Raw genomic sequence first — 8,151 nt, 5'->3', positions numbered from 1 at the left:
TACCGTTTCGGCAACATCAATATGCAACACCTATGTAGCGCCGGCAACACTTATGATGCATATAAATAGCTCTTAATTGCATATAATTGGCTTTCGCCAATCTGCGCTCGCCTTTCCAGACATGACGCTGACGGATTTTACCGTTGATCCCGCCAAAACCGAGTCAGCACGTTCCGCACGCAAAGTAGGCAAGGTCTGTTTTCCATGTCCCGCGCCGTTTCAGCCTTGATAACCCGATCAATTCCGGCTTAAAGGATGAGGTCTCCACAACGGAGAGCAGGACACCGTTATCAAGGACGGCATCCAGCCGCTTGCGCTTGCCATAGAACTGCAGCTGGCGGGACCGACGCCCGAGCCACAGGTGGTTATTGGGAAAAACCGGTTAGGCGCATTATCGGTCAGTTGGTCGTACGAACATCGCCCGATCGACCATTACACGGTCAAGGTGGGCCCGCCAGACACTGCTGCCGTTGAAGATCTGCACTTACGCCCATGACATCAATGGGCAGCCTTCCAATGTACGCGAAGACACCCTTCCCGCAGCAGGTTGAGCGATTACTGATAGCGCGTCTTGACCGCGTCGACCCAACCCTCGGCACGCATCTGGTCGAGGGCTTTCTGCAGGCGAGCCACAACGTCGTCAGGCGTGCTCTTGTTGACTGCCAGGTAAAGTTCGGCGCTGTTGAAACGCAGCGCGGTCTTGAACCCCGTGACCCCTTCCAGTTTCGCCAGATAGCGGCCAACCGGATCGCCCACGGCCCAAAGATCGATCTGACCATTGGCGAGCTTTTTCACGTTATCCCGGTCACGCAGCATCAAAATCGGGTTCAGGCCCATCGCGTTCAGACGCTCGCCGATGGCGTCGCCTTTATAGGCACCAATCCTGTAGTTCTTTGCCTGCTCAAGCGACGTTAACGTGATGGGGCTGTCGCCGCGGGCGAGCATGATCCAGTCATAGGAGCCTACCGGACCCACCCATTTGAACAGTTTTTCGCGCTCAGGCAGGCGAGTGGTGGAGAACACGCCATAACCGGGCTTGTCGAGGGCAAGCTTGTAAACCCGGTCCCACGGAAAACGCAGGGTCATGCTGTAACCAATGTTTGCGCGCTTGAACATCTCGCGCACCACTTCAGCGGCAATACCGTCGATGTTGTTTTCCTGCGCGAAATTCCTGCCATCGACCGCCATGTTGAACGGCGGGAAATTCTCGGTGAGCAACACCATGGAATAAGGCGTTGAGTCGCTGGCTCGCGCAGTTTCATTCAGCAACAAGCCGACACCGATCAGTGCGAGAAATAGACGTTTGAACATGTTCCAGCACTCGATCATGAACGACGCATGCAGAGTGCCGTGAACCCGGCGCACTGTCTAGCGCGCTGTCCGGCGATGTCGCTTACAGGTAATACTCGAATGCCACAGGGCTGAAACAGAGCGAGCGCCGGCTGTTTCAAACCCATGGTCTGAAACAAGCGACGCCCGCTTTGATGCGCAGTACTCAGCGCACCACAATCCCGCGACTGGCCATATAAGCCTTTGCTTCGGGAACGGTGTATTCGCCAAAGTGGAAAATACTCGCCGCCAGCACGGCACTGGCGTGGCCTTCGATGACGCCGGCGGCCAGATGCTCAAGGTTGCCGACACCACCGGAAGCAATCACCGGGATGCCCAGCGCATCACTGATGGCGCGAGTGACGCCCAGGTCAAAGCCGTTCTTCATGCCGTCCTGGTCCATGCTGGTCAGCAGGATCTCGCCAGCCCCCAGGTCTTCCATCTTTTTCGCCCAGAGCACCGCGTCCAGCCCGGTGGGTTTGCGTCCACCGTGGGTGAAGATTTCCCAGCGCGGGGTTTCACCCGGGCCGGAGACCTTCTTGGCATCAATAGCGACCACAATGCACTGCGACCCGAAACGAGCGGCGGCTTCACCGACAAACTCGGGGTTGAACACCGCTGCCGTGTTGATCGACACCTTGTCCGCGCCCGCATTGAGCAGGTTGCGGATGTCCTGCACGGTACGCACGCCGCCACCGACAGTCAGCGGAATGAACACCTGACTGGCCATGCGCTCGACGGTGTGCAGCGTGGTGTCACGGCCATCGACGCTGGCAGTGATGTCGAGAAAAGTGATTTCGTCTGCACCCTGCTCATCGTAACGACGAGCAATTTCCACCGGATCGCCTGCATCCCGGATGTTCTCGAACTTGACACCCTTGACCACTCGACCGTTGTCGACGTCCAGGCAAGGGATGATGCGTTTGGCTAGGGCCACAGGGTCAGTCTCCAGCTATTCAGCGTTGTTCGCGGTCGCAGAGCGCCTGGGCTTCGGCCACATCCAGCGTACCTTCGTAGATCGCACGACCGGTGATTGCGCCGATGATGCCCGGAGCCTTCGCATTCAACAGCGCCTGAATGTCGCCCAAGTTATGAATGCCACCCGAAGCAATCACCGGGATCCGCGTAGCCGCCGCCAGCGCCGCGGTGAACGGGATGTTGCAGCCCTGCATCATGCCGTCTTTGGCGATGTCGGTGTAGACAATGGCAGACACGCCATCGGCTTCAAAACGCTTGGCCAGATCAATGACATGAACCGAGCTGACTTCAGCCCAGCCATCGGTGGCGACGAAACCGTCCTTGGCATCCAGACCGACGATCACCTTGCCTGGGAACGCGCGGCAGGCTTCAGCCACGAACTCGGGCTCTTTGACGGCCTTGGTGCCGATGATGACGTAGCTCACGCCCGCCTTGACGTAGTGCTCTATGGTTTCCAGCGAACGGATGCCGCCACCGATCTGGATCGGCAGGTTCGGGTAGCGCCTGGCGATGGCCGTGACCACATCACCGTTGACCGGCTGTCCTTCGAACGCACCGTTCAGATCGACCAGATGCAGACGGCGGCAACCACCGTCGACCCACTTGGCGGCCATGGCCACCGGATCATCGGAGAACACTGTGGAATCTTCCATCCGGCCCTGACGCAGACGCACACAGGCACCGTCTTTGAGGTCGATAGCGGGGATAATCAGCATGCTTATTCCTTGGTCAAAAAGAGCGGCAAGCTGCAAGCGATTAGCTGCAAGTATGCGTACTCACTGATTCTTGCGGCTTGAAGCCTGAAGCTCAAAGCTGCTTCTATTCAATTCTTTTCGAGCGCCCAGAGGTCGCTTTCGATGCTCTCGAACCGCTCCTTGAGCTGCTGCTGAACATCGAAAATAGCGCGATTGTAGTAATGCGGGGCAATCTCGCGGGTGAACAATTCCAGTACCTCAGCCACTTCAAACGTACCCAGCTCCAGCTCGAAGCGCTCTGCGAACAGGCGCTTGAGCTTGTCGATCGCCTGCTGCTCATGCTCGGGCGAAAGGGTCAGAATCGGCGGCTTGCTCTTGGTTTTGCTCATACGATTACCAGCGACCATCCCAGGCAGCGAAGTTCTGCAGCAATTGCAGGCCGTGGGTGTGGCTCTTTTCCGGGTGAAATTGCACGGCAAAACGCGAACCGTCGGCCAGCGCGGCGGCAAAGTCGAGGCCGTAGTGACCGCGCCCGACCACCTGACGCTGGTTCGCGGCATCGATGTAGAAACTGTGCACGAAGTAGAAACGCGCCAGATCCGGAATGTCATGCCACAGCGGGTGATCCACCGCCTGAGCGACCTGATTCCAGCCCATGTGCGGCACTTTCAGGTGCTCGCCTTCTTCATACAGGTCCTTGCCGAAAAACTTCACCTGGCCAGGAAAAAGACCGATGCAGTCCACGCCGCCGCTCTCTTCACTTCTGTCGAGCAACGCCTGCATGCCGACGCAGATGCCGAGAAACGGACGGTCCTGGCTGACTTCCCTGACCAGCGAATCAAAGCCCAGACGGCGAATCTCGGCCATGCAGTCGCGAATCGCGCCCACACCCGGAAACACCACACGGTCGGCTTCGCGAATCACCTTGGCGTCACTGGTAATCAGCACACGGCCTGCGCCTACGTGCTCAAGCGCCTTGGCGACAGAGTGCAGGTTGCCCATACCGTAATCGATGACCGCAACCGTCTGCATCAGAGCACACCCTTGGTGGATGGCATTTGCCCGGCCATGCGCTCATCCAGCTCGACCGCCATGCGCAGCGCGCGACCGAAAGCCTTGAACACGGTCTCGATCTGGTGGTGAGTGTTGGTGCCACGCAGGTTGTCGATGTGCAGCGTCACGTTCGCGTGGTTGACGAAGCCCTGGAAGAACTCCTGAAACAGGTCCACATCAAAGCCACCCACCGTGGCACGGGTATACGGCACATGCATCTGCAGGCCCGGACGACCCGAAAAGTCGATGACCACGCGCGACAGCGCTTCGTCGAGCGGCACATAGGCGTGGCCGTAACGACGAATGCCTTTCTTGTCGCCGATGGCCTGGCTGAACGCCTGCCCCACGGTGATACCGACGTCTTCCACCGTGTGGTGATCGTCGATTGCCAGGTCACCCTTGCACTCGATGTCCAGGTCGATCAGCCCGTGCCGGGCGATCTGGTCGAGCATGTGCTCAAGAAAAGGCACACCGATATCGAATCGGGCCTTTCCGGTGCCATCCAGGTTGATCGAGGCTTTGATCTGGGTTTCCAGAGTATTACGCTCGACGTACGCCTTACGTTCGGCCATCACCAGCTCCGCAAAATCATTGGGCGAAAAAAGGCGAGCATTATAGGCCCAGATGCGCCCGCCATGAAGCAAACAGACGACCAGCAGGGCATTTAGTGGGTGAAGAGGCTCGCGATTGCGTTACATACCTTGTCGATATTGCCTTCATTCAGGCCCGCCATGCACACCCGGCCACTGCGCAGCATGTAAATGCCGTGAACGTCTTTCAGTTCATCGACCTGCTGTGGCGTCAGACCGGTATAGCTGAACATCCCGCTCTGCCTGAGGATAAAGCTGAAATCACGTCCGGAAACCTTCTGCGCCAGCACCTCGACCAGCCGCGTGCGCATGTCGATGATGCGCACGCGCATGGCCTCGACTTCGCTCAGCCACTGCTCGCGCAGGTGCGGCGTGTTGAGCACTTTTGAAACCAGAAAGGCGCCATGCGCAGGCGGGCTGGAGTAGTTGCGGCGCACGGTCGCCTTGAGCTGGCCGAACACGTTGGCAGAGGAGGCCGCGTCTTCACAAACCACCGACAGCCCGCCTACCCGCTCGCCGTACAGCGAGAAAATTTTCGAGAACGAGTTACTGACCAGCGTTGTAACACCTGCGTTGGCCATTGCGCGGATGGCATAGGCATCCTCATCAATGCCTTTGCCAAAGCCCTGATAGGCAATATCCAGAAACGCGATGAGCTGACGATCCTTGATAACCTCGATCAACCGGTCCCATTGCTCGACTGTCAGATCGGCACCGGTCGGGTTATGGCAGCACGGGTGCAGCAGGAGGATGCTCTGCGCAGGCAGGCGCTGCACCGTATCGAGCATGGCCTCGAACCTGACTCCGCCAGTCTGCGCATCGAAATACGGGTAGCTGTTGAACTTGAAGCCTGCACCACCGAACAGCGCGTTGTGGTTTTCCCAGGTTGGGTCGCTGACCCAGACCTGCGAGTCCGGGAAGGCATACTTGAGGAAGTCGGCACCTACTTTCAGCGCGCCGGAGCCGCCCACGGTCTGGATGGTCGCCACGCGTCCTGCCTGCACAAGCGGGTGATCCGCCCCGAACAACAGGGTCTGCACTGCCTGCCGATAAGCCGCCAGGCCTTCCATCGGCAGATAGACAGAAGCCGCCTGCTCGCCCTCGGCCAGTTGCTGTTGTGCCGTTGCTACGCATGCCAGCTGAGGGATACGGCCCTGCGCGTCGTAATACAAGCCGATGCTCAGATTGACCTTGTCCACACGGGAATCCTTGCCAAAGGTTTCCATCAGGGAAAGGATCGGATCACCAGCGTATGACTCCACGTGGGCTAGCATGCAAACAACTCCTACAGGCAATAAAAACAGGGGTTGCTAATGTAGCAGCGTCTGCGGGGGAACGGGCAGTGCATCAAACACATTGAGCCGCAGATAGGTGACGCAGAGCGTCACGAACGGCATTCCCACACTGGAGCGTGTGGAACGATAGCCTCAACTATATTGGGACGCTCTGCATCCGATTCAGAGTGCGTGGAACAAGAATTCTGCGCACAAAAAAAAGCGCCTGCACCTAAGTGCAAGCGCTTATCTGTTACCTACAGGCTTTTAGTGGAACAGCACTGCGGTTTTTTGCAGGGTAATCCAGACGCCCCACGCCAGCGGGATGCCTACGGCCAGCCAGGCGGCGATGACCAGCGGCTTACTGCCTGCGGATGCTTTCCACTCCAGCGAAGTCGTGGCATTGGCACCCTTGTCGTGACCGATGGCTTGTTCAGCCGCAAGCTCGGCGTCGGTCATGAAGTACTTGTCGGCAACCGGACGAATCAGCAGGTTGCAGATAAAGCCCAGCACCAGCAGACCCGAGAGGATGTACAAGGTAATGTCGTAGGCATCGGCACGTGCAACACCGTGGGCGAGTTGGTACTCACGCAGGTAGTTGACCAATACCGGACCGAGCACACCGGCCGCAGCCCAGGCAGTCAGCAGACGACCGTGGATCGCGCCGACCATCTGCGTACCGAACAGGTCAGCCAGATAAGCCGGAACCGTCGCGAAACCGCCACCGTACATCGACAGCACGATGCAGAACGCGGCCACGAACAGGGCGATGCTACCCATGTGGCTCAGGGTCGGAACCGACGCATAAAGCAGGAAGCCCAGTGCGAAGAATACGAAGTAGGTTGCCTTGCGACCGATGAAGTCCGAGCACGAAGCCCAGAAGAAACGACCGCCGATGTTGAACAGACTCAACAGACCCGTGAAGCCGGCTGCAATCGCAGCAATGGCTTTCAGTTGGTCGGCATTGAGCTGGCTGAAGGTCAGATCGACGCCCAGCAGTTTGCCGGCGAACACTTCCTGCAACAGCGGCGAAGCCATGCCCAGGATGCCGATACCGGCCGATACGTTCAGGCACAGCACCAGCCAGACCAGACGGAACTGCGGTGTCTTCCAGGCCACGCTGACGTGCACGTGACGGTTGGTGATCATCGAGTTCTTGGCCTTGGCAGCCGGAGCGGTCCAGCCTTCAGGTTTCCAGCCGGTTGGTGGAACGCGATAGCCCAGCGCGCCACCGATCATGAAGATGAAGTAGATCACCGCCATCACCACGAAGCTCTGCCAGACGCCAACGCTTTCAGCCGAGGCAAAGTGACCCATCAGCGCAGTGGCCAGCGGTGCACCCACCATCGCGCCGCCACCAAAGCCCATGATCGCCATACCGGTCGCCATGCCGCGCTTGTCCGGGAACCACTTGATCAGGGTCGAAACGGGGGAGATATAGCCCAGCCCCAGACCAATGCCGCCGATAACCCCCGAGCCCAGCCACATCAACCAGATCTGGTGCGTATAAATGCCCAGTGCGGAAATCAGCAAGCCACCACACCAGCAGAGGGCCGAAACAACACCGGCCTTGCGTGGACCTGCGTGCTCCAGCCAGCCACCCCAGATGGCAGCCGAGCAACCCAGGAAAATGAAGAACAGGGTGTAGATCCAGCCCAGCATGGAGATCTGCCAGTCACAGGTCGACGCGAACATCTGCGCGAAGAAACCCATGTCCGGAGTACAGGCGACGGGTGCAGTAATACCCACGGCCTTGGACAACGGCAACCAGAACACCGAGAAGCCGTAAGCCATACCGATACAAAGATGGATGGCCAATGCTGCTGGTGGAACAAGCCAACGGTTGAAACCGGGCTTGGCGATAATGCGCTCTTTGGACAAGAACGCAGGCTGAACGGCGTCGCCGCCCAAGGCTGTGCTTGTGCTCATTATAATTACCCCAATGTGTGAAGCTCGCAGATGGTCCGCTGGTCCGCCACAGACTCCATGCCGAGCGGCCATGTCTGTTTTATCGGCAGGTTGTTCAGATACGTGACAAAAAGACGCACCTGAGCCAGCAAAAACGGAGACTATCACTGTCTGATGGCAAATAAGCATCTCGTTACATGCTTTTTATTATCTATTTTATCGGTTAATCCGCGCGCTCTATGACGCCATAGATGCAATCAATTAAATGATAAGGAAAAGCCTGTCAAAACCTTAGTTGAGGCAGAAAAGTGAACCGCCCCGGGT

8 protein-coding genes and 1 pseudogene are annotated in these 8,151 nt (G+C 58.2%); 1 reads left to right on the top strand and 8 read right to left on the bottom strand.

Annotated features, from left to right (window positions below):
- Window positions 1-310: 310 nt before the first annotated feature.
- Window positions 311-551, top strand: a pseudogene (locus ALO64_RS25005) (serine protease); the annotation flags it as partial.
- A gap of 4 nt (window positions 552-555) precedes the next feature.
- Here ALO64_RS25005 and ALO64_RS06385 read toward each other — a convergent pair.
- From ALO64_RS06385 to ALO64_RS06350, 8 genes are all read right to left on the bottom strand, one after another.
- Window positions 556-1,311 carry a substrate-binding periplasmic protein gene (locus tag ALO64_RS06385; RefSeq protein ID WP_044321813.1) on the bottom strand — a complete coding sequence of 252 codons (756 nt, stop codon included), beginning with the start codon at window positions 1,309-1,311 and terminating at the stop codon, window positions 556-558.
- Window positions 1,312-1,495: 184 nt separating this feature from the next.
- The gene (gene hisF, locus ALO64_RS06380; protein WP_002551458.1) at window positions 1,496-2,266 is read right to left on the bottom strand and encodes an imidazole glycerol phosphate synthase subunit HisF; all 771 of its coding nucleotides are present in this window, start codon (window positions 2,264-2,266) and stop codon (window positions 1,496-1,498) included.
- Between the two features lie 19 nt (window positions 2,267-2,285).
- Window positions 2,286-3,023, bottom strand: coding sequence for a 1-(5-phosphoribosyl)-5-[(5-phosphoribosylamino)methylideneamino]imidazole-4-carboxamide isomerase (hisA, locus tag ALO64_RS06375; RefSeq protein WP_044344850.1), 738 nt, complete (start codon window positions 3,021-3,023; stop codon window positions 2,286-2,288).
- A gap of 107 nt (window positions 3,024-3,130) precedes the next feature.
- Entirely contained in the window at window positions 3,131-3,391 is a 261-nt protein-coding gene (locus ALO64_RS06370) for a DUF2164 domain-containing protein (RefSeq protein ID WP_002551456.1), read from the bottom strand.
- A 4-nt stretch (window positions 3,392-3,395) separates the two neighbouring features.
- The gene (hisH, locus tag ALO64_RS06365; RefSeq protein WP_002551455.1) at window positions 3,396-4,034 is read right to left on the bottom strand and encodes an imidazole glycerol phosphate synthase subunit HisH; all 639 of its coding nucleotides are present in this window, start codon (window positions 4,032-4,034) and stop codon (window positions 3,396-3,398) included.
- The gene (hisB, locus tag ALO64_RS06360; RefSeq protein WP_002551454.1) at window positions 4,034-4,627 is read right to left on the bottom strand and encodes an imidazoleglycerol-phosphate dehydratase HisB; all 594 of its coding nucleotides are present in this window, start codon (window positions 4,625-4,627) and stop codon (window positions 4,034-4,036) included. Before hisB ends, hisH begins: the two co-directional genes overlap by 1 nt.
- A gap of 92 nt (window positions 4,628-4,719) precedes the next feature.
- Window positions 4,720-5,919 (bottom strand): amino acid aminotransferase, encoded by a 1,200-nt coding sequence (locus ALO64_RS06355; protein ID WP_044344849.1) that lies wholly within the window; start codon window positions 5,917-5,919, stop codon window positions 4,720-4,722.
- Between the two features lie 267 nt (window positions 5,920-6,186).
- Window positions 6,187-7,848, bottom strand: coding sequence for an OFA family MFS transporter (locus ALO64_RS06350; RefSeq protein ID WP_002555774.1), 1,662 nt, complete (start codon window positions 7,846-7,848; stop codon window positions 6,187-6,189).
- Between the last annotated feature and the right edge of the window lie 303 nt (window positions 7,849-8,151).

It is taken from the genome of Pseudomonas meliae, from assembly GCF_001400515.1.
Lineage (GTDB): Bacteria > Pseudomonadota > Gammaproteobacteria > Pseudomonadales > Pseudomonadaceae > Aquipseudomonas > Aquipseudomonas amygdali.
This window is presented reverse-complemented; position numbering and strand designations above follow the sequence as displayed.

What these genes read in the sequence shown, in the direction of transcription:
- ALO64_RS06385 (WP_044321813.1), bottom strand. Translation starts at nt 1,311, where the DNA reads ATGTTCAAACGTCTATTTCTCGCACTGATCGGTGTCGGCTTGTTGCTG.
- hisA (WP_044344850.1), bottom strand. Translation starts at nt 3,023, where the DNA reads ATGCTGATTATCCCCGCTATCGACCTCAAAGACGGTGCCTGTGTGCGT.
- ALO64_RS06370 (WP_002551456.1), bottom strand. Translation starts at nt 3,391, where the DNA reads ATGAGCAAAACCAAGAGCAAGCCGCCGATTCTGACCCTTTCGCCCGAG.
- hisH (WP_002551455.1), bottom strand. Translation starts at nt 4,034, where the DNA reads ATGCAGACGGTTGCGGTCATCGATTACGGTATGGGCAACCTGCACTCT.
- hisB (WP_002551454.1), bottom strand. Translation starts at nt 4,627, where the DNA reads ATGGCCGAACGTAAGGCGTACGTCGAGCGTAATACTCTGGAAACCCAG.
- ALO64_RS06355 (WP_044344849.1), bottom strand. Translation starts at nt 5,919, where the DNA reads ATGCTAGCCCACGTGGAGTCATACGCTGGTGATCCGATCCTTTCCCTG.
- ALO64_RS06350 (WP_002555774.1), bottom strand. Translation starts at nt 7,848, where the DNA reads ATGAGCACAAGCACAGCCTTGGGCGGCGACGCCGTTCAGCCTGCGTTC.